This window comes from Micromonospora sp. DT63 (genome assembly GCF_049841615.1).
In the GTDB taxonomy this organism is placed as follows: Bacteria; Actinomycetota; Actinomycetes; order Mycobacteriales; family Micromonosporaceae; genus Micromonospora.
On sequence record NZ_JBNCKQ010000005.1, the window covers coordinates 261,219 to 280,522 of the forward strand.

At 74.7% G+C, this 19,304-nt stretch carries 12 protein-coding genes and 1 pseudogene; 3 read left to right on the forward strand and 10 right to left on the reverse strand.

The features are described 5' to 3' along the window. Positions 1 to 42 precede the first annotated feature (42 nt). The 4 genes and pseudogenes from ACLQ27_RS20275 to ACLQ27_RS20290 all read right to left on the reverse strand — a co-directional run. Positions 43 to 1,341: a DUF2314 domain-containing protein gene (locus tag ACLQ27_RS20275; protein ID WP_357496680.1), complete on the reverse strand. Its 1,299-nt coding sequence runs from the start codon at positions 1,339 to 1,341 to the stop codon at positions 43 to 45. 66 nt (positions 1,342 to 1,407) lie between these two features. Next, positions 1,408 to 2,181: an adenosylcobinamide-GDP ribazoletransferase gene (locus ACLQ27_RS20280; RefSeq protein ID WP_357575185.1), complete on the reverse strand. Its 774-nt coding sequence runs from the start codon at positions 2,179 to 2,181 to the stop codon at positions 1,408 to 1,410. Then, positions 2,171 to 4,141 (reverse strand): bifunctional adenosylcobinamide kinase/adenosylcobinamide-phosphate guanylyltransferase, encoded by a 1,971-nt coding sequence (locus ACLQ27_RS20285; RefSeq protein ID WP_357496684.1) that lies wholly within the window; start codon positions 4,139 to 4,141, stop codon positions 2,171 to 2,173. The genes ACLQ27_RS20280 and ACLQ27_RS20285 overlap by 11 nt, the downstream gene beginning before the upstream one ends. Positions 4,142 to 5,323: 1,182 nt before the next feature. Further along, positions 5,324 to 6,187 (reverse strand): annotated as a pseudogene (locus ACLQ27_RS20290) (serine/threonine-protein kinase); the annotation flags it as partial. Between the two features lie 145 nt (positions 6,188 to 6,332). On the opposite strand from ACLQ27_RS20290, the gene ACLQ27_RS20295 reads away from it, so the two are divergent. Beyond that, positions 6,333 to 6,533, forward strand: coding sequence for a hypothetical protein (locus ACLQ27_RS20295; protein WP_030337978.1), 201 nt, complete (start codon positions 6,333 to 6,335; stop codon positions 6,531 to 6,533). Next, positions 6,533 to 7,330, forward strand: a complete 798-nt coding sequence (locus tag ACLQ27_RS20300) for a site-2 protease family protein (RefSeq protein ID WP_425868142.1) — start codon at positions 6,533 to 6,535, stop codon at positions 7,328 to 7,330. Before ACLQ27_RS20295 ends, ACLQ27_RS20300 begins: the two co-directional genes overlap by 1 nt. 53 nt (positions 7,331 to 7,383) lie before the next feature. Here the strand turns inward: ACLQ27_RS20300 and ACLQ27_RS20305 are convergent, their stop codons facing one another. The 6 genes from ACLQ27_RS20305 to nadA form a co-directional block, all read right to left on the reverse strand. Beyond that, entirely contained in the window at positions 7,384 to 8,382 is a 999-nt protein-coding gene (locus ACLQ27_RS20305; RefSeq protein WP_357496688.1) for an aldo/keto reductase family protein, read from the reverse strand. A 44-nt stretch (positions 8,383 to 8,426) separates the two neighbouring features. After that, positions 8,427 to 13,490: a WG repeat-containing protein gene (locus ACLQ27_RS20310; protein WP_425868144.1), complete on the reverse strand. Its 5,064-nt coding sequence runs from the start codon at positions 13,488 to 13,490 to the stop codon at positions 8,427 to 8,429. A 374-nt stretch (positions 13,491 to 13,864) separates the two neighbouring features. Then, positions 13,865 to 14,425, reverse strand: a complete 561-nt coding sequence (locus ACLQ27_RS20315; protein WP_425868146.1) for a helix-turn-helix domain-containing protein — start codon at positions 14,423 to 14,425, stop codon at positions 13,865 to 13,867. 177 nt (positions 14,426 to 14,602) lie between these two features. Further along, the gene (locus ACLQ27_RS20320) at positions 14,603 to 15,196 is read right to left on the reverse strand and encodes a DUF3043 domain-containing protein (RefSeq protein ID WP_357496694.1); all 594 of its coding nucleotides are present in this window, start codon (positions 15,194 to 15,196) and stop codon (positions 14,603 to 14,605) included. Positions 15,197 to 15,309: 113 nt separating this feature from the next. After that, positions 15,310 to 16,665 (reverse strand): UDP-N-acetylglucosamine 1-carboxyvinyltransferase, encoded by a 1,356-nt coding sequence (gene murA / locus ACLQ27_RS20325; RefSeq protein ID WP_308195384.1) that lies wholly within the window; start codon positions 16,663 to 16,665, stop codon positions 15,310 to 15,312. 212 nt (positions 16,666 to 16,877) lie between these two features. Beyond that, the gene (gene nadA / locus ACLQ27_RS20330; protein WP_234587011.1) at positions 16,878 to 18,053 is read right to left on the reverse strand and encodes a quinolinate synthase NadA; all 1,176 of its coding nucleotides are present in this window, start codon (positions 18,051 to 18,053) and stop codon (positions 16,878 to 16,880) included. A 68-nt stretch (positions 18,054 to 18,121) separates the two neighbouring features. On the opposite strand from nadA, the gene ACLQ27_RS20335 reads away from it, so the two are divergent. Next, positions 18,122 to 19,261: a glycerate kinase family protein gene (locus ACLQ27_RS20335; protein ID WP_357575190.1), complete on the forward strand. Its 1,140-nt coding sequence runs from the start codon at positions 18,122 to 18,124 to the stop codon at positions 19,259 to 19,261. Positions 19,262 to 19,304: the final 43 nt, after the last annotated feature.

Here is a 19,304-nt window from a genome sequence, read left to right on the forward strand (position 1 = left end):
GGCGAGGGAGGGTGGGGGCGGCGGGCGGTGGGGTGGGGTGGGTTAGGGGGTTGGGGTGGTGGGGGGTTCGCCGGAGTCCAGGACCGCCTGGGTCCAGCCGCCTTCGATGACTCCTGTCGCGTTCAGGACCGCCCAGTCAACGACGTCTGTCGCCTCCACCACCACGGGGGCGCCGATGCGTACGCTCTCGTCGGTGTTGGCGTCGCTGGCGCTGACGCCGACGATCCGCTCCGGGGTCTCCCACGAGGTGACGCCCGCCCAGACGTACTCGGGCCCGTCGTCGCCCGGCAGGCCGTACTTGACGACCAGCTGCGACTCCGCCGGTAGCTGGCCGGCGACGAAGCGGGCCCGGGCGTCGCCCAGCGCGGCGCGGGCGGTGGCGACCGCGCGGCTCATCGCGTCACCGGAACGCGCGTAGCGCACGTCCGGCTGGATGCCGGAGAACAACGTCGCGCAGGCGGCGGCGTAGTAGCGCCCGTCCGGGCCGGGATGCCCGGCCGGCGGCCGCAGGCTCAGGAACGAGTCGGCCTCCGGGTCGGTCGCCGGGTCCAGTTCCAGGCGCAGCAGCACCGGGGCCGTCGCGCCGTGCTGCTCCGGATTGCCGTACGCCACGGCGATGTCGTGCCCGGTCACCGTCGCCAGCACCGGCAGCTGCACGAACGCCGGCACCTCCTCGCCGGTGAGCCCGTCGGTCCAGTCGCGCAGCAGCCGCCGGGCCGCCCCGGTCATCACCGCGCCCCAGGCGCGGGTCAGATGGTCGGGCACCCCCTGGGTCTGCAACTCCAGCAGGCCGAAGCGCCGCAGCCCCTTCGTGGTGAACCACAGCCCCTCGGTGTCCGAGGAGTACGGCACCAGCACCCAGTCGACAAGCCGGATCCGGCCGTTCTCGTCGGGGAGTGAGCGCAGCGCGGTCGCCGGGTCGAGGAACTGGAGGCCGAAGACGTCCACGACGTCGCCGTCGACGGACTCCGCCACGGCGGCCGCGACCGCCCGGGCCGCCCACTCGTGCGCGGGTGGCCACCCCGGCCGGTACTCCGCCTGGACCACGACCAGGTGTGTCGCCGCGGCCAGCCGGGCCAACTGCGCCTCGGTGGCGCCGAACGCGGTGAGCAGATCCGGCGGGAGCGCGGGGAACTCGGCGATCGGCCGGGTGTCCACGCTCATCAGCGGGCTGTCCAGCATCTGCCGGGCGAGCCCGTGCACCGGCTCGGCCAGCCGGCCGGTCAGCGCCGCCACCGCAGTCTTCGCGCTGACCTTCGGCAGCCCCGCCATCGGCACCAGGTAGGTCGCGCTGAGCGACTCCGGCACCGGTACGGGCAGGAAGTCGTCAGTGATGAGCATGTGGGTTCCCCCGGTGGCCGTGCCGGTGCTGTCGAGCCGAACGCTACCCGGCCGGCCGCGCCCGCTTCAGGCGGACAGCACCACACCCAGGTAGACCAGCGTGGTGACCACCTCGACTGTCGCGCCGAGCACGTCGCCGGTGATGCCGCCGAGCCGGCGTACCACGTGGGCCAGCAGCGGCACCGCGACGGCGAGCGCGGCGACGACGGCGACCGGTCCCTGCCACGGGCGGCCCGGCACCGCGGGCACCGCCAGCAGCACGACGGCGACCGCGCCCACGGCAAGCGCCACCGGGCCGACGGTTCCCGCCACCATGGCCCCCAGCCCGTCCGGCCGGGCCGCGGGCACGCCCCGCCGGCACGCCACGGTCACACCCAGCCGCCCGGCCGCGCTGGCCGCCACCACCGCCGCGAGACACGCCGGCCAGGACCGGCCGGCCAGGTCGGCGAGCGCAGCGGCCTGCACCAGGAGTACGACCACCAGGGCGACGACGCCGAACGGCCCGACGTCCGGCTTCTTCATGATCTCCAGCGCGGCGGCACCCCGCCGGTACGACCCGAGCGCGTCCACGGTGTCGGCCAGCCCGTCCAGGTGCAGTCCCCGGGTCAGCAGGGCGGCGGCGCCCACCGTCACGCCGGCGGCCACCAGCGGGGGAGCGAGCGTGCCGGTCAGCAGCAGGACGCCGCCGAGCAGCACGCCGAGCAGCGCGCCGGCGGCCGGGGCGAGCGCCATCGCGGTACCCGCCACCGGGCGGTCGATCCGCCCGGCGCGTACCGGCAACGTGCTGAAGGTGGTGATCGCCAGCCGGGCGCCCGCGACGAGCCGCGGCTCAGCCGGCACGCCAGCCCGACGCCGGCTGCTCGTCGGTGGCCGTGCGGGTCGGCCCCGGCCCGGCCGGTTCCGGCTCGGTGAACTCCGGGTCGGTGTAGTCGGGCCCGGTGTACGCCGGCTCGGCGTAGTCCGGCTCGGCGTCGTCGGTCTCCGGGTCGGCTTCCGGCTCGTCGGTCGGGTCCGTGTCGCCGGTCAGCGACGGGTGCACCGGCAGCGCGGCGGCCAGTGCCAGCACCGAGCGCAGCAGCGGCAACGCGACCAGGGCGTTGGCGCCCTCGCCGAGGTCCAGTCGCAGGTCGAGCAGGGGCGTGAGGCCAAGCACGTCGGCGGCCAGCCGCACCGCGGGATGCTGGCCGTGGTCGGCCAACAGGCACCAGTGCCGCGCCTGCCCGGCCAGGTCCCGGCTGACCATCCCGGCGGCCAGCCCGACCGGCCCGTCCAGCAGCACCGGCACCCGGCGGGCGGTGGCGCCCAGCAGCACGCCGGTGGCCACCGCCACGTCGCCGCCGCCCAGCTCGGACAGCACGTCCTTCGCGCCGCGCGGCGAGCGGCGGGTGCGGTGCAGCGCGTCGCGCACCGCCGCGCAGCGGACCATCCAGGCCGCGTCGTCGATCTCACCGGAGTCGGTGATCACCCGGCCCAGCACCGCAGGTGGTTCCGCGCCGGCCGTGGCCGCCAGCACCGCCGCCGCTGCCGCCTCGGTGCCGGCACCGCACGCTCCCAGGACCAGCAGTTGTACGCCTGCGTCGGCGGCCTGCTCGGCCAGGCGCCAGCCGTAGCGCAGCGCCGACTCGACCTGCTCGCCGGTGAGGGCCGGCTGGGTCTCCATCGGCGCGGAGGCGGGGGTGTCGACCACCTGCAGGCTCGCGCCGCTCTCGGCGGCCAGCCGGGCCAGCGCGCCCCGTCCGGCGCGCGCCTGGGCGGCGCGACGCGCCGACTCGCCCGCGACGGTGCCGGCCGACGCGCCGCCGGCGTGGTCGCCGTTGAGCAGCAGCACCCGCACCGAGCCCCAGGCGGCCGGCGTCGACGTGCCCTGGGTGGCCGCGGCGAAGCCGACCACCCGGTCCAGCACGCCCAGCCCGGCACCGGGCACGTCCAATGTGGCCAGCCGGTCCACCGCCTGCGGGCCGGCGTAGTCGTCGGGCATCGGCAGCTCCATGCCCGGCTGGATGACCAGCCCGGTGGCCACCATCGGCAGCGCCATGGTCGGCGCGGCCCAGGGGTTGCCGGGCTCCTGGTTGGGGGCGGCCGGCGGGGTGTGGGTCAGCACGTCGGGCAGCTGGACCTCGGGGGTGGGCTCGGCGTCGAGCAGGCTCGTGCCGGCCTGGTGTGCGCCGGCCCGGCCCGTGCCGGTCTGGCTCGCGGCCGGTGAGACGGGGCTCGCCGACGCGCTCACGGTCGCGGCGGCGGCAGCGGTGGTGGGTGCCGGCTTCAGCCAGGCCGGTTGGCCCGCCACCACCAGCACCACGGCGTCGCAGGCGTCGGCGACCGCGCGGTTGGCCGCGCCGAGCGCGTCGGTGAACGCCCGGCCCAGCGGGGTGGTCGGCACCAGCGACAGCCCGACCTCGGGGCTCACCAGCACCACCCGCGCAGCGCAGGTGCGGATCGCCTCGGCCAGTTCGGCGATCGTCGCCACGTCGTCGGCGGGCTGGTGCTCCGGGTCGAGCAGCACCGTCACCCAGCCGCCCAGGTCGTCCACGAGGAGCGTCTCGTTGGGCTCGGCGGATTCGAGCACGTCCGCGAGCCGGCGCGGCTCTCCGGCGGTCTCCTCGGTGGTCCAGCTGCCCGGTCGTCGGGCGCGATGCGTCGCCAGCCGGGTCGCCCACTCGGTGTCCTCCGGGTCGCCCTCCGGCGCGGTGGCGACGTAGCGGACCACCGGCGCGTCGGCGACCAGGGACTCGGCGAACTCGGACTTGCCGGACCGGATACCGCCGAGCACCAGGACCGTGTTCCACCCGTCAACGGACATGTCCGTACCTTAGTTCTCATGCCCCGGGTCTGGGCACGTCGCCCCAGCCCTACCGACTGTCGACAGTCCGTTCCGCGTCCATTGCAGGCAAGCGTCCGCTTCCCTGTCGCCAGGTGACGACCGGACCGGGCGGCGTCGTGCGAAGCACCTGCGATCGTCGGCGTTCGTCGGTGGTCAGCCGCAGTGTTCGAACCCACTGCCGTAGCTCACCCCGCCGGTGGCGCCGCCCCACTTCACGCACGCGCCAGCGGCGGCGGCCCGCACCGGCCCCGCGTAGTAGTCGAACGACCCGCTGTCGGTGCTGCGGGCCCGTCCCTGCACCTCCAGGTACGCCGACGCGGCCGTCCTGGCCCCGACCGCGGTGTCCTTGAGGGTGACCACGCAGTTGTTGCCGTTACCCGAGTGGTAGAGCAGGTAGACGCGGCCCTGCCGGCGGCCGCCACCGTCGGTCAGCGTCGCCGAGTCGATCACCTGATAGCCGCTGCCGCACGCCTGCGCCGCCGTGTACGGGTTGGGCCGGCCCGCCGGGCTGCCGCTGGACGTCGGTCTGCCGCTGGCCGCCCCGGTCGGCGTGGTCCCCGGTGCCGCGCTGCGGGTGGCCGGGCTGCCGCTGGCGGGCGTACCCGATCGGTCGCCACCGGTCGGTGTGGCGGTCGCGGTCCGGGCGGCGCTCGGCGTGCCACCGGCCCGGGATGCCGGGGTGGTGGTGTCGGTGGCCGGTGGCGCGACGACGGCGCCCGACGTCGATTCACCCGCCAGCGCCGCCGAGCCTGTCGTCGCGCCCGGCCCGGCGTCCGGACGCAGCGCCGCCACGGCCCCGCCGACGAGCGCGATCAGAACTATCGCGCCCACCCCGACCAGCAGCGGCCCGCGTCGCCGGCTCGACGACGTCGGCACCGGATCCTCGCGGGTCGGCCCGGTCTCGGCCTGCCGGATCGGGGCCAGCCCGGCCCGGAAGGCCGGTGGCCCGGCCGGGTCCGTGGGCGGGACCGGCTGCGGCGTCGGCACGCCGGTCGGCACGGGCGGCGTCGAAATCGGAACGGGCGAGGCCGGCGGCGCGAGGGCCGGGGCGGTGCCCGGAACCGGCGGCGCGAGGGCCGGGGTGGCGTTCAGCGCCGGCGGCGCGGGGGCCGGTTGGGTGGTGGCGCCCACCACGGGCGTCGCCGGGGCGGCCACCGCCCACGGAGGGCGGGCGGACGGCGGGATGCTGGCCAGGGTCGCGTCGCGGGCGTCAGCGGCGGCAGCGGCCAACTCAGCGGCGCTGGCGTACCGTTCCGCCGGCCGCTTGGCCATCGCCCGCGCGATCACCGCCGCCACCGCGGGCGGCGTGTCCGGCGGCAGCGGGGCCGGCTCGTCCTGGGCGTGCCGCAACGCCACCGCGAGCGGGTTGTCGCCGTCGAACGGTGGCCGCCCGGCCAGGCAGAAGTACGCCACCGCCCCGAGGGCGTAGACGTCCGTGGCGGCGGCGACCGGCTGGCCGGTGGCCTGCTCGGGAGACATGTACGCGGCGGTGCCGAGCACCATGTTCGCGGCGGTCAACCCGGCCATGCTGCGGGACCGGGCGATGCCGAAGTCGACGAGCACCACCCGACCGTCCGCCTTGACCAGCAGGTTGCCGGGCTTCACGTCCCGGTGCACGATGCCGGCGAGGTGGGCGGTGTGCAGGGCGTCGGCCGCCTGCGCCAGCACCGACATGGTGGTGGCCGCGTCCAGTCGCCCCGCCGTGCGTACCCGGGCCGACAACGGTTCGCCCTCGACGTACTCCATCACCAGGTAGTCGACCCGGCTGCCGTCGGCGAGCGCGGCCTGCCCGACGTCGTGCACCGCGACCACGCCGGGGTGCCGCAACGCCGCGAGCATCCGCGCCTCGGCGCGGAAGCGGGCGGTGAACTCGGCGTCGGCGACCAGCGACGGCAGCAGCACCTTCACCGCCACCTCGCGCTCCAACAGCACGTCGGTGCCGCGCCAGACCGCGCCCATCCCGCCCGTCGCCACCCGCTCGCCCAGCCGGTAGCGGTCGCCGAGCAGTACCCCCCGAGTCAGCACCGAGCCACCGTACCGGCCGGCGTCGATCGGATTGATCCACCCCGTGGACTGCCGCGGGGGCGAGCGAGCGGCCGTTGCGCGCCGGGCCGACTACGCTTGCGGGGGTTCGTCCCACGGGGACTTCAGCGGCGAGGGGAGACGCGGCATGGCGTGGAGCTGGCGGTACGAGGGCACGGACGGTCAGACGGTGGAGGGCCCGGCGGAATCGTTCGGCAGCCAGGCCGACGCCGAATCCTGGATCGGTCAGACCTGGCGTGAGCTCGCGGCGTCCGGCGTCACCTCGGTCGCGCTCGTCGAGGACGACCGGGTGGAGTACCGGATGAGCCTGCTGCCCACGGCCGAGTGATGGCCTACGACCGGCCGGGGGCCGACGGGCTGGTGCTCGGCGTGCCCAAGGCGGCGTTCCGGCCCAGCCCGGTGTTCCTCGGCCTGGTCGCGCTCTTCGCGGTCAGCGGGGTGCTGGCCTGGAACGGGTACGGCAGCGTCCGCTTCGACGTGTTCCTGTTCGTGGTGTCCGGCTGGCTGGTGTCGCTCTGCCTGCACGAGTACGCCCACGCGGTGGTGGCCTACCGCGCCGGTGACCGGGACATCGCCCACCGCGGTTACCTGACGCTCAACCCGTTCAAGTACACCCACCCCCTGCTGTCGATCGTGCTGCCGGTGGTGGTGGTGCTGCTCGGCGGCATCGGTCTGCCCGGCGGTGCGGTGTGGGTGGACCGGCACGCCATTCCGGGGCGGCTGCGGCACACCCTGGTCAGCCTCGCCGGCCCGGCGACCAACGTGCTGTTCACGTTGCTGCTCGTGCTGGCCGTGCGACTCGGCACGTCCTCGGGTGGCCCGGTGGAGTTCTGGGCCGGGGTGGCGCTGCTGGCGTTCCTGCAGCTCACCGCGAGTGTGCTCAACCTGCTGCCGGTGCCCGGCCTGGACGGCGGCAACATGATCCAGCCGTGGCTCAATCCGCAGTGGCGCAGGATGTACGACCTGTTCGCCCCGTACGGCTTCATTCTGCTGTTCGCGCTGTTGTGGAACCCGCGCATCGGCGGCTGGTTCTTCGACGCGGTCTTCGCCGTCGGTGACCTGCTCGGTCTGCCCTCCTGGCTCTACGCCGCGGGCCTGGACCTGATCCGGTTCTGGCAGGGCTGAGCCGAGCTGTCCGGTCCGGCCGGCGCGGGTGCGCCGACCGGACCGGACCCGCGTCAGGGCCGCTCGGCGGGGGACTCGGTCTTCGCCGGGTCCCGCTCGGTGACCGGCTCGACGATCTCGTCGATGGCCTTGAGCAGCCCGGCGTCGAGCTTCACCCCGGCCGCCTTCACGTTGTCGTGCACCTGCTCGGGGCGGGACGCGCCGATGATCGCCGACGACACGTTCGGGTTCTGCAGGACCCACGCCACGGCCAGCTGGGCCATGCTCAGCCCGGCCTGCTCGGCGAGCGGCTTGAGCTGCTGCACCCGGGTCAGGACGTCGTCGTTCATGAACCGCGAGATGAAGTTCGCGCCCGACTTCTCGTCGGTGGCCCGGGAACCGGCCGGCGGCGGCTGCCCCGGCAGGTACTTGCCGGAGAGCACGCCCTGGGCCATCGGCGACCAGACGATCTGGCCGATGCCCAGCTCCTCGCTGGCCGGCACGACCTCGGCCTCGATGACCCGCCACAGCATCGAATACTGCGGCTGGTTGGAGACCAGCGGGATGCGCAGCTCCCGGGCGAGGGAGTGGGCCGCCCGCAGCTGCTCGGCGGTCCACTCGGAAACGCCGATGTAGTGCGCCTTACCGGAGTGCACGACGTCGGCGAACGCCTCCATCGTCTCCTCCAGCGGCGTGCTGTAGTCGTACCGGTGGGCCTGGTAGAGGTCCACGTAGTCGGTGCGCAGCCGGCGCAGGGAGCCGTTGATCGACTCCATGATGTGCTTGCGGGACAGGCCACGGTCGTTGCGACCCGGCCCGGTGGGCCAGTAGACCTTGGTGAAGATCTCCAAGCCCTCGCGACGCTCGTTCTGCAGCGCCCGGCCGAGCACGTCCTCGGCCCGGGTGCCGGCGTACACGTCGGCGGTGTCGAAGGTGGTGATCCCCGCGTCGAGGGCGGCCCGGACGCACGCGTTCGCCGCGTCCTCCTCGACCTGTGAACCGTGGGTGATCCAGTTGCCGTACGAGATCTCGCTGACCATCAGGCCGGAACGGCCCAGGTGTCGGAATTCCATACTCCGACCCTAGCTCCGGTGGATCACGATCGCCGTGCGGCGACTCACAGCACCGGGTTCGCGTCGGTCAACAGCCGGTCGATCTCCTCCAGCACGGCCGCGCGATCGGGGTGCACCAGGTCGATCAGCGGCCCACCCCGCCGGTCCAGCGCGCCCCACCGGCCGCTGCCGCTGACCACCAGGAACGCCACCGGGTGGATGACCACCATCGGGTACGACGGCTGCACCAGCACCGCGCCGGTCCGGTCCACCACACCGCGCCGACCGGCCACGTCGACGACGACGAGACCCTCGTCGGTGAAGCCGTCGACCGGACCCGCGTCGGTCAGCTCGGTGACGAAGCCGTGGTAGCGGGTCGGCACCACGATCCGGCCGGTCCGGTCGACCGCGCCCCACCCCTCGCGCTTCACCGCGGCCAGCCCTCGGCGGAACGGCCGTACGTCGGCGAAGTTCGGCGGAACCTGCACCGCGCCGGTCGGGTCGATCGCCGTCCATCCGCCGTCGGTGACCACCCAGGCCAGGCCGTCGCTGAACGGGCGCACCGCCCGGTACGAGGGCGGGATCACCGTCGTACCCAGCAGGTTGATCAGGGACCACCGGTCGGTGTCCGGTCGCCGGACCCAGGCCAGCCCGTCGTGGAAGGGCTGCGCCTCGGCGTACCGGGCGGGGATGACGACGTCGCCGGCGTGGTCGGTATAACCCCACAGCGGTCCGTCGCGGTCCGGCTGCGGGGGCCGGTCCCGGTCGAGCACCTCGTCGCGACTCCGGGGGTACGGCCCGAAGCCGCCGGCCGAAGCCCGCGCGGTGACCGCGTCCAGGGCCACCCGGATCCGGTCCAGCAGCTCGGCGTCGCCGGCCCCGCGCAGGTCCAGCGCCCGCTCGAAGTGGTGGCAGGCCTCCATCAGCCGACCCTGGTCATAGGAGCACCGCCCGGCGTGTTCGTGCAGGGCGGCTCGCAGCCGGTCGGGCAGTTCGATCGAGTTGGCCTCGGCGAAGAGCTGGTCGGCCTCGGCGTAGTCGCCCCGCCAGCGCAGGACGTGCGCCAGCCGCGCCTGGGCCAGCGCGGTCCGGCGCAGCTCGCCGGTGGCCTCCGCGTAGGTGAGGGCGAGCCGGCCGTCGGCCAACGCGTCGTCGAGGTCGCCGAGGATCCGCGAGGCGACCGCGCGCAGGCTGAGCAGTCGCGCACGGGCCTTGTTGTCCACGGCCGAGCCCAGCTTCTCGGTCAACCGCCGTCGGATGGCCCGCATGGCGTCCGGCTCGGTCAGCTCCTCGCGCAGGGTCACCGGGTCCAGCCGCCAGCGGTAAGCGGCCAGAACCTGCTCCGGATCGCCCTGATCGGCCAGCGAACGGCGGGGCGTCTCCGGCGCCGTGGCGGGCGGCGCCGACACCTGCGCGTCCTGGTCGGACGACCCGCTGCGCGGCCCGGGAATGCCAGCGAGCGGTACGGCGGCAGCGGGAGACACGGGCGCGGCGGGCGGGGCGGAGACGGGTGGCGCGGAGACAGGCGTCGCTGGTGGCGCGGAGACGGGTGCCTGCGCGGCCGGTGCTGCCGAGGCGGGCGGTGCGGAGACGGGTGCCTGCGCAGCAGGTGGCGCGGAGACGGGCGCGGCCGGCGGTGCGGCGGCGGGCGGTGCGGAGGCGGGCGCCGTCGCGATGGGCGGTTCGGCCGCCGGCTCGGGCGGCGTGCGCGTCGCGTCGGTCGTCGAACCCGACCCTGCCGGGTCGGTAACCGTGTCCGGGCTGGCGGTCGACGGGTACGCGCTGCTCGACGCGGGCGATGCCGGCCGGTCCGACGGTTCGGCGTCGACCAGGCCGTCCCGCGACGCATCGGTGGACGCGTCGGCGGTCGGCGTGCTCGTCGGGCCGGCGGCGTCGTGGCCGTCGTCGGCGGCGAGGTCGTTGTGGTGTCCCGGCGTCTCGGCGTACGACTCACCGCTGTGCGGACGGTGGCTATCGCCCGATGTCGGCTCGACGGTTGCCGTCGTGTCGTCCGCATCGTCGACCAGCTCGTCCGACCAGGTGTGTGGAGCACCGGAGACCGGGTGTGCCGGCGGTCCGGAGACCGGCTCCCGTCCGTCGGTCGGCGTCGGCTCGGTGGTGGGCTCCCCGTGGGTGGCGAGGTCGTCGACCCAGGAGCGACGCTCACCCTCGGCCACCTCCACCGACGTGGCGGAGGCCGGCGGCGCCGAGACGGGCCAGGCGGAGTCCGGCGGCGCGGGTGTCGGCGGTGCCGAGACGGGCCGGGTCGAGTCGGGCGTCGCGGCGCCCGGCGGTGCCGAGGCGGGCCAGGCGGAGTCGGGCGTCGCGGCGCCCGGCGGTTCGGACGTCGCGGCGCCCGGCGGTGCCGAGACAGGCCGGGTCGAATCCGGCGACGCGGGTGTCGGCGGTGCCGAGACGGGCCAGGCCGAGTCGGGCGGTGCCGAGACCGGCCGTGCCACGTCCTGTGGTGCCGAGACGGGCTGTGCCGAGTCGGGTGGGGCGGGGCGTGCGGCGATCGGATCGGCCGGCGGTGCGGACACCGGTCGGCTCGGTGGTGGGGAGAGCGGTTCGGCGATCGGTGTCGCAGCGGCTTCGACGGTCGAGTCGGGTCGTCGGTCGGTTGCGGGGTCGCCGACCAGCGGTTGGGCGGACGTCGCCGACGGGTCCTGCTCGTCCTCGGCGTGTGGCGGCGAGCCGGCCGACCCGTCGCCGGGCTTCCAGTCCTCGCTCGTCTCGGCGACGGTGGCTGTCTCGGGTTCCGCGGCCGGTCGCTGGTCCGCTGCTGTCCCGTCCTGGTCGGGCTCGACCGGCTGGGTGCCGGGGCTGAACCAGGCTTCCGGTCCCCTGGTCAACGCCTCCGCTGGCTCCGCAGGAGTCGGCACGGGCGCTTCCGAGGGCGCCGGGGGCACGTAGCGACGCGGTACGCCAGGGGCGATCGGGAGCGCCGGCTCGGCGTCCGGCGCGGGTTCCGAGGACGTCGGCGTCGTGGGGCTGGCGGGTTGCTCCGGCCGCTGCCAGGCCGGTGGGGGCGCGACCGGCGGGCGGTCATCCGCAGGCGGCGAGGGCCGCTGTCCGGGGCTGGGATGCGTCTGCTGGTCCTGCTGGACCGGCGGTGTCGGGTGCGCGCGGTTGTCCGGGCCGGGATAGCGCGGTGGAGCGGTGGCGCGCGGGTCGGCAGTCGACGCCGGTTCGGTGGGTGTGCGGTGCTCGGGCCGCTGCGGCGGCTCCGGCCGCTCGTCCGCCGCCGGAGGATCCACCGGGGCGGGCAGGAACTCCAGCCGCAGTCGGGCGGCCGGTGGACCGGAGACGGGGACGTCCGCCGGGGAGACCGGTGTGGCCGACACCGGCCGGTCGCGCTCGGCGCGCGTGGACGACGTGGACGGTTGCCACCCGTTGTCCGCCGCAGCGGGAGAGACGGGGGCCGCGGATACCGGCCGGTCCCGGCCGGGCGCGGCGGGCGCTGCCGGCGACACCGGACGAACCGGAGTCGACTGGCCGGTGCCGGGCGTGGCCGGGGAGACGGGTGTGGGTGGCACCGGGGTGGCCCGGCCGGTGCCCGGTGCGGCCGGGGAGACGGGTGTGGGCGGGACGGGGGTGGCCCGGCCGGAGGTGGGTGGCGCCGTCGCGGCGGGACGCGCGGGCCGATCGTCGTACCGGGGCGGCTCCGCCGCTGGCCGTGCGGGTCGCGTCGCCGGTCGTGGCGACACCTCCGGCTCGGCGCCGTAGTGCGGCTCGGGCCGGTAGCCCGGCTCCCGTGTGCGGTCCGGGTGCACCGGACCAGGCGCAGGCCAGGGCAGGCCGCCACCCGAGCGGGGGCCGGGCTGCGACCGCGGCTCGCGGTAGGTCTCCTCGCGGTACGGCTCCTCGCCGTACCGCTCCGGCCGGGCGTTCTCGCGCGGACGCCGGTCCGGGTACGCCTCGGCGCGGGCTGCCGCCTCGCGAGGTTGCTGCCGGTGCGGCTCGACATCGGGACGGCGACGCTCGTCGTCGTGGCGGGGCTGCTCCGGCGTCTCCGGTTCGGGGCGACGCCGCCTCCCGCCGTCGGACGTCTGTGGCGGACCGAACGCCTCGTCGGGCCGGCGCTGCCGGTCGGTGTGGGCACCGGGGCCAGCGTCCACGCGGGACCGGCCGTCGGCAACGCCCCGCTCCGAGCGCCGGGCGTCGTCGGGTAGGCGTTCCGAGCGGCGGGCCTCGTCGGGTAGGCGTTCCGAGCGGCGGGCCTCGTCGGCAACGCTTCGTTCCGAGCGGCGGGCGTCATCGGGGAGGCGGTCGGGGTGGCCGTCGGCGCGGTAGCGGGACCGGCTGTCCACGGGTGCCCACTGGCCGGCCCCCTCGGCGGCCCAGCCGTCGGTCGGGCGGCCGTCGTGGCCCCTGGCCGGTCGGGTGCCGTACCCGTCGCCGGGGTGCCGGTCGTGACTCGCGGCCGGCCGCTCCGACGTGCCGCGCCGGCGTGGCGCCTCGTTCGGCTCGGGCACCCAGCCGGAGTCACCGCGCGGTGCGGGGGAGTAGGGCCCGGGGGAGACGGGTGGCGCCGTCGGGTACGCCCGGTCCCGGTCGACCGGCTCGGGTCGGGGCGCACGGCTGTCGTACCGCTCGGAAGTGGGCTGCTCGCGGTGCCAGGCGGCCTCCCGGGCCGGTCCCCGGTCGTCGCCGGGACGCCGGTCGGACCAGGCGGTCCGCCGGTCCGACTCGGGGGAGCGGCGCTCCTCGCGTCGGGGCGGCTCGGGGAGCGGCCGACGGTACGGCTCATGGTCGTAGTGCGGTGTCTCGGATCGGCCGTGGTGCGCCGTGTCGGCGGGGCGCTCGTCACCGCGCGACCAGCCGTAGGACGAAGTCTCACCCGGCTCGTCGTCCGGCCCCCACCGGCCGTTGGGGGCCGGCTCGCCCGGAGGCTCGTCGGCCCAGGAGCGGCCGAGGTAGGTGCCGTCCGGTCGGGTGGGCGCGAGCGGCGGCACCTCGGTACGACCGACCACTGTCGCCCGTCCGCGCGGCGGTGCGGGCTGGTGGGTGACGCCGATGTCGCCGGGGTAGCGCTGGCCGGGGAACTGAGGGTGCCATTCGGTGGTCGGCTCGACCACCCAGGACGGCTCGTTCGGGTCCCGCCACCGGTCGGTGTAGCGGCCGTTCATCCGTCGAGCCCGTCGCCACACCCGGCCGCGTGGCCGCTCCCCGTCGACGGTGAGGTGGCCGAGGTCGGGCCCCGCTGACCCATGGGCGTCCGGTCGCCGCCTGCCACGCCCCGGTGGCCGGCTCGCGTCCGCTCGCTCACGGCGTTGTCACCTCGTTGCACATTGTCGCGCTGGGGCCTCGCGTGCCGGTCGGGTCGCCCGTTCCGGCAGGGCGTGGCTGCGGATGGAGGGTAACGGCGTGGGCTCGTTCACCGCCACTGTGGCACCGTCCACGAGCGCAAACGTTATCCGATGGTTCCGGACATTTAGGTCGATAACCCAATCTGAACTTCGACGATACCCCACCCGCCAGCCAGGTGGACCGGAGCATCGGGTCAGGGATGCTCCATGACGAGGACGGCGAAGGTGCCGGGGACCAGCGCCTCGTACCGGTGCGGTGTGTCGCCGGGGAACGTCGCGTAGTCACCCGGGCCGAGGTCCACGGTGCCCGCCTCGGGGCCGACGCGCAGCCGTCCGGCGGCCACCACCACGTGCTCGATGCTGCGCGGGGTGTGCCCGTCCGCCTCCCGGACCGCGCCCGGCTCCAACTCGATCAGGTAGACGTCCCGGCGCAGGTGCGCCGTGCCGGCGCTGAGCAGCGTCCCGGTGAAGTCGGCCTGTTCGGAACCGACCCGGGGACCCTCCCCGGCGCGGATCACCCGGATGTCGACGTGGGCCGGCTCCACGAGCCGGCTGATCGGGACGCCCAGCGCCGCGCCGAGCGCCCAGAGCGTCTCGACGCTCGGGTTGCCGGTCCCCGACTCCAGGTGGGCGAGCGTCGACTCCGCCACCCCCGCCCGACGAGCCAGCTCGGCCAGCGAGACACCGACGCGTTCCCGTTCGCGGCGCAGCGCGGCAGCGATGGTGGCCAACGGGGCAGCCGGTTCTCCAGGCATGCGTGTTCGCTCCAGTGGATCAACGTTCGCGGTGACGAACAACGGGCGACCTGTTCACCGTGATGAACTACGCGCACGGTACAACGAACAGCCGCGGCCCGGATGCTTCCCGCTGTGCTTTGCCCCCAACGCGGCCGGAGCCGCCGCCGGGACGACGGGGTCCCGCCGGAGCCGGGATCAGACCTTGTCGCCGATGTTGACCTGAGGAGCCGGAGCGCGCATCCGCCGGAAGGTGATCGACCGCATCACGGCGTAGAGATAGAGCGAGCCCATCCGCTGGTCGCTCTTCGGGAAGCGCTCCCGGACCAGCTTGCCGATCTTGCGGCAGATCAGCAGCGAGTCGACGACCACACCCAGGGCCAGCGCGCCCCAGAGCACGTTGGAGATCAGCCGCACCACCGGCGGCATCGCCGCGTTCGAGCCGATCAGCACGATCAGCGCGCCGCCGAAGAACCAGGTGCCGACGGTACGCCGGGAGTCGACCACGTTGCGTGCCAGCAGCCGCTCCGGGCCCCGGTCGCGGGGGCCACCCTCGCGGCGGAACTCGGCCGCGGCCTCGGTACGCAGCTGGCGGCGCCGCTCCCGCTCCTCCTCCTTGGTGAGGGGACGGGTGGGGCCGGCCGGGCGACGGCCGACGGTCGGCCGCTTCGGCGTCTCCCGACCCTTGGCCGGGGTGTAACCCCGGGGACGTTCGGCGGTCTCCTCGGAGGTCACCGAGGAGACGGCCTCGTCGACGAGGTCGTTGGACTTGCGGCGAAAGAGCGACGGCACGCGGCAAGGGTAGCCAACGGTCCGCGCCCGGTGCACATCGCGGTACGGCGGCGGACGGCTCCAGGTCGCAGCGCGACCTGGAGCCGTCGGGGCCGAACGATTGGTGCGAGAGGTTACGGACGCTCGGCGTGCGCGCCCAGGTCGGCGAGCTTCGCCTCGAAGTCCTCGTAGCCGCGGTTGATCAGGTCGACGCCGTACACCCGGGAGGTGCCCTCGGCGGCGAGCGCGGCGATCAGGTGGCTGAAACCGGCCCGCAGGTCCGGGATGACCAGGTCGGCGGCGTGCAGCTTGCTCGGCCCGGCGATCACCGCCGAGTGCTTGAAGTTGCGCCGGCCGAAGCGGCACGGGGTGCCGCCGAGGCAGTCCCGGTAGACCTGGATGTTGGCGCCCATCGAGTTCAGCGCCTCCGTGTAGCCCAGCCGCTGCTCGTAGACCGTCTCGTGCACGATCGACAGGCCGCGGGCCTGGGTCAGCGCCACGACCAGCGGCTGCTGCCAGTCGGTCATGAAGCCGGGGTGGACGTCGGTCTCCAGCGCCACCGCGTTCAACTCGCCGCCGGGGTGCCAGAAGCGGATGCCGCCCTCCTGGCCCGGGTCGCCCAGCTTCGGCGGCCGGGTGTCGGTGACCTCGTACTCGCCGCCGACGGACCGGAAGATGTTCAGGAAGGTCATCATGTCGGCCTGCTGCGCGCCGAGCACCTCGACGTGGCCACGGGTGGCCAGCGCGGCCGCGGCCCAGCTGGCGGCCTCGATCCGGTCGGGGATCGGGCGGTGGGTGTACCCGTGCAGCTTCGGCACGCCCTGGATCTCGATCACCCGGTCGGTGTGGACCTTGATGATCGCGCCCATCTTCTGCAGGATGCAGATCAGGTCGATGATCTCCGGCTCCACCGCGGCGTTGCGCAGCTCGGTGACACCCTCGGCCATCACCGCGGTCAGCAGCACCTGCTCGGTGGCGCCGACGCTCGGGTACGGCAGGGCGAACTTGGTGCCGTGCAGGCCGTTCGGCGCGGACAGGTGCAGACCCTCGGGCCGCTTGTCGACAGTCGCGCCGAACTCCCGCAGCGCCTGCAGGTGGAAGTCGATCGGGCGCGGGCCGATGTGGCAGCCGCCCAGATCCGGGATGAACGCGTGCCCGAGCCGGTGCAGTAGCGGCCCGCAGAACAGGATCGGGATCCGGCTCGAACCGGCGTGCACGTTGATCTGGTCGGTGCTGGCGCTCTCCACGTTCGCCGGGTCGAAGACGAGCTCGCCGTCCTCGGCGCCGTCGGTCACCTTGACGCCGTGCAGACCGAGCAGACCCCGGACCACCTCGACGTCGCGGATCTTCGGCACGTCGAACAGCCGGCTCGGGCTGTCGCCCAGCAGTGCGGCGACCATCGCCTTCGAAACCAGGTTCTTCGCGCCGCGCACGCGGATCCGCCCTTCGAGCGGAGTGCCTCCATGCACGATCAGGACGTCGTCGGTCAACGCAACCTCCAGCGCGTCGGTGCTGCTGTGTTGATGGTGGGGAGCCTGAACTCTGTCGCTACCCCGGATGCGGCCATATCGAAACGGCCCGCTTGCGTCCTCGCCTCGGCAGCATAGCCCTCGGTGACGAAAAAGGACTCGGTCAGACCGGCGTGTGTGGCATTAATCGGTGATCCGGCACTTTTGCGTACCAAGGACGTCACAGATCGTGATCACGCACCGGGCAGGGCGAGCATCTGGTCCAGCGCCACCCGGGCGTGGTGCGCGGTGTCGGCGTCGACAGTGATCTGGTTGACGACCCGACCCGCGACCAGCTCCTCCAGGGCCCAGACGAGGTGCGGCAGATCGATCCGGTTCATGGTCGAGCAGTAGCAGACAGCCTTGTCCAGGAACATGATCTGCTTGTCCGGGTGGGCCAGCGCCAACCGGCGGACCAGGTTCAGTTCGGTGCCCAGCGCCCACGCCGAGCCGGCCGGCGCCGCCTCGATGGTCTTGATGATGTACTCGGTCGAGCCGACGTGATCGGCGGCCGTGACCACCTCGTGCCGGCACTCCGGGTGGACCAGCACGTTGACCCCGGGCACCCGCGCCCGCACGTCGTTGACACTCTCCAGGGTGAACCGGCCGTGCACCGAGCAGTGCCCCCGCCACAGGATCATCTTGGCGTCACGCAGCTGCTCCGGCGTGAGCCCGCCACCGGGCTTGTGCGGGTCGTAGAGCACGCAGTCGTCCAGCGACAGGCCCATCTCCAGCACCGCCGTGTTGCGGCCCAGGTGCTGGTCCGGCAGGAAGAGCACCTTCGAGCCCTGCTCGAACGCCCAGTCCAGGGCGCGCTTGGCGTTGGACGAGGTGCAGACCACGCCGCCGTTGCGGCCGACGAAACCCTTGATGTCGGCCGAGGAGTTCATGTACGTCACCGGGACGGTCTCGGCGGCGATGCCCAGCTCGGTGAGCGTGTCCCAGGCGGCCTCGACCTGACCCAGCACGGCCATGTCCGCCATCGAACAGCCAGCGGCCAGGTCGGGAAGGATCACCCGCTGCGCGTCCGTGGTGAGGATGTCGGCGCTCTCGGCCATGAAGTGCACGCCGCAGAAGACGATGTACTCGGCGTCCGGCCGGGCCGCGGCCTCCCGGGCCAGCTTGAACGAGTCGCCTGTCACGTCCGCGAACTGGATCACCTCGTCGCGCTGGTAGTGGTGCCCCAGCACGAACACCTTGCTGCCCAGCTTCGCCTTCGCCGCCGTGGCACGGGCCACCAGATCCGGGTCGCTCGGCGCCGGCAGGTCGCCCGGACACTCGACGCCGCGCTCGGTGTCGGGGTCGCTGCCCCGGCCGAGCAGCAGCAGAGCCGTCGCCGTGTTGGAGGGTTCCACCCAGGTCGAAGTCACGTAGCCCATGGTCCCACAGCGCGAGCGCTCCGCAGCTCCGCTCGGTGTGGGCTGCCACACTGCTCGACATGCGCGTGCTGCTCTGCCCGGACAAGTTCGCCGGCACCCTGCCCGCACCGGAGGTCGCCGCCGCGGTGGCGGACGGTTGGCGCAGCGTCGCCGATGGTGACGAGCTGCTGATCCGGCCACTCGCCGACGGCGGGCCCGGCTTCGTGGAGGTGCTCGCCGAGGCGCTCGGCGGCCGGCGGGTGACGGTGCCGACAGTCGACCCGCTGGGCCGGCCCGCGGCCGGTGAGATCCTGCTCACCGTCGACGGCACGACGGCCTACCTGGAGAGCGCGCAGGCCTGCGGCCTGCACCTGCTCTCCGCGGCCGAGCGCGACCCGAAGACCACCACGTCGTACGGGCTGGGTCTGCTGGTGACCGCCGCCGTGGAGAGCGGGGCCCGGACGGTGGTGATCGGGCTGGGCGGCTCCTCGACCAACGACGCCGGCGCCGGCATGCTCGCCGCGCTGGGCGCGACGCCCCTCGACGCCACGGGCGCGGCGCTGCCGTACGGCGGGGCGGCCCTGGCCCTGGTCGACGCCCTCGACGGCGCTCCCCGGCTGCGCGGCGCCCGGCTCGTCGCCGCCACCGACGTGGACAACCCGCTGCTCGGCCTGCACGGCGCGAGCAACGTGTTCGGCCCGCAGAAGGGCGCCGACCGCGCCGACGTGCTGCTGCTCGACGCGGCCCTGGAGCGTTTCGCGGCGGTGCTGGAGCGTGACCTTCCCGGCTGCCCGGCGGGGCTCGGCGCGCTGCCCGGCGGTGGCGCCGCCGGCGGCCTCGGCGCGGCCATCCTCGCGCTCGGCGGCGCCTGCGAGTCGGGCATCGGCCTGGTCACCCGGGCCACCCGGCTGGACGCCGCGCTCGACACCGCCGACCTGGTGATCACCGGGGAGGGGTCCTTCGACCACCAGTCGCTGCGCGGCAAGGTCGTCGCCGGGGTGGCCGGCGCCGCCCGGGATCGTGGGGTGCCCTGCGTGGTGGTGGCCGGGCAGGTCAGCACCGGCCGACGGGAGGCCGCCTCGGCGGGGGTGACCGACGCGTACAGCCTGGTCGAGCACTTCGGTGGGGAGCAGGCCGGCGGGCTCGACGCCGCGTTGAGCCGTCCCGCCGACGGGCTGCGCGAGCTGGGCGCCCGACTGGCCCGGCAGTGGAGCCGCTGAGCGCTCCACCGACCCGCTCCAGGCCGTCGCGTCCGGGCCGACC